The sequence below is a fragment of the Pseudomonas sp. 2VD genome (assembly GCF_005503585.1).
Classification (GTDB): Bacteria; Pseudomonadota; Gammaproteobacteria; order Pseudomonadales; family Pseudomonadaceae; genus Pseudomonas; species Pseudomonas aeruginosa.
This window is the reverse complement of the sequence record NZ_SCND01000640.1, coordinates 1-1,457: the sequence shown is the minus strand read 5'-3', so window position 1 is coordinate 1,457 and position 1,457 is coordinate 1. Positions and strand designations below refer to the sequence as shown.

Sequence of the window (1,457 nt, the reverse complement as noted above, 5' to 3'; positions counted from 1 at the left end):
CGGCCGGCGTCTGGCGCGACCTGCGCCTCGCCCTCGGCCTGCGCCTGGTGCATGAGCCGGGCCGCTACAACGCGGTGCAGCGCCTGCTGTACTGGCTGGTCCTGGGGCTCGGCGCGCTGCTGGTGCTGTCCGGGCTGGCGATCTGGAAACCGGTGCAACTGCACGGGCTGACCGTGTTGTTCGGTGGCTTCCAGGGTGCGCGCTGGGTGCATTTCCTGGCCATGGCCGGGGTCGTCGGGTTCGTCGTCGTGCACCTGCTGCTGGTGCTGTTGGTGCCGCGCACCCTGCTGTCGATGATCATCGGACGCGAGTGGCGGCGCGGACGGAGGAGCGAAGGATGAAGGGGCCGGAGAAGAAGCGCGCGAAGATCGCGATCGACCCGTCCAGCGAGCGGCAGATGGTCGATTTGCAACGCCGCCTGCTGTTGCGCGGCGGCCTGTCCCTGGGCGCCCTGGCGATGCTCTCGGGGTGCCGGCTACAGGATGGCGATTCGGTCGACAAGGTACTCTGGGCCATGTCGCGCTGGAACGACCGGGTCCAGGCCTGGCTGTTCAGCCGTACGCGGCTGGCGCCGACCTTCGATCCGTCGCAGGTGGCCTCGCCGTTCCCCTTCAACGCGTTCTACCCGGCCTACAACGTGCCGGAGATCGACCTGCCGGAATACCGCCTGCAGGTTTCCGGGCGGGTCCGCGACAAGCGCCCCTGGAGCCTGGAGCAACTGCGCCGGCTGCCGCAGGCCAGCCAGGTCACGCAACTGATCTGCATCGAGGGCTGGAGCGCGATCGGCCAGTGGAGCGGAGTGCCGCTGCGCACCTTCCTGGAGCTGGTCGGCGCCGACACCTCGGCGAAGTACGTCGGCTTCAAGTGCGCCGACCGCTACTACTCCAGCCTCGACATGCCCAGCGCGCTGCATCCGCAAACCCTGCTGGCGCTGGAGATGTCCGGGCAGGCGCTGCCGGAGGAGAACGGCTACCCGCTGCGCCTGCGGATTCCCACCAAGCTCGGCTTCAAGAACGCCAAGCACGTGGTGGAGATCTTCGTCAGCAACAGCAATCCCGGAGGTTACTGGGAGGACCAGGGCTACAACTGGTTCAGCGGAGTCTGAGGCGGGAGAGTGCGGCTGCCTCGGGCCATGCGCCCAGCGCGACAGGGATGGGAAAATAGGAAAGCCCGGCATCGAGCCGGGCTTTTCTCGCGCCTTGCGGCGTAGCGAGCGGTCAGGCGGTGCGCAGGTCGAAACGGCTCATGCTGCGATGCAGGCGGTCCACGGTCTGTTCGCTGCCGTTGTCGGCCAGGCGGGCTTCGGCCTTGGTCATGTCCTTGTGCAGGCGGTCGACGGTCTGCTCGCTGCCGTTGTCGGCCAGGCGGGCTTCGGCCTTGGTCATGTCCTTGTGCAGGCGGTCGACGGTCTGCTCGCTGCCGTTGTCGGCCAGGCGGGCTTCGGCCTTGGTCATGTC

3 protein-coding genes are annotated in these 1,457 nt (G+C 68.0%); 2 read left to right on the top strand and 1 reads right to left on the bottom strand.

Annotated elements, in window-relative coordinates; all coding sequences use genetic code 11:
- Together FFS27_RS32700 and FFS27_RS32695 are read left to right on the top strand one after the other, a co-directional pair.
- Positions 1 to 341: cytochrome b/b6 domain-containing protein (locus FFS27_RS32700; protein WP_171019288.1), on the top strand; the 341-nt coding region annotated here is incomplete at its 5' end.
- Positions 338 to 1,105: a molybdopterin-binding protein gene (locus FFS27_RS32695; protein WP_003112308.1), complete on the top strand. Its 768-nt coding sequence runs from the start codon at positions 338 to 340 to the stop codon at positions 1,103 to 1,105. The genes FFS27_RS32700 and FFS27_RS32695, both read left to right, overlap by 4 nt.
- 112 nt (positions 1,106 to 1,217) lie before the next feature.
- Here FFS27_RS32695 and FFS27_RS32690 read toward each other — a convergent pair.
- Positions 1,218 to 1,457, bottom strand: a 240-nt coding sequence (locus FFS27_RS32690; RefSeq protein WP_137952553.1) for a hypothetical protein, incomplete at its 5' end; no start/stop codon positions are given.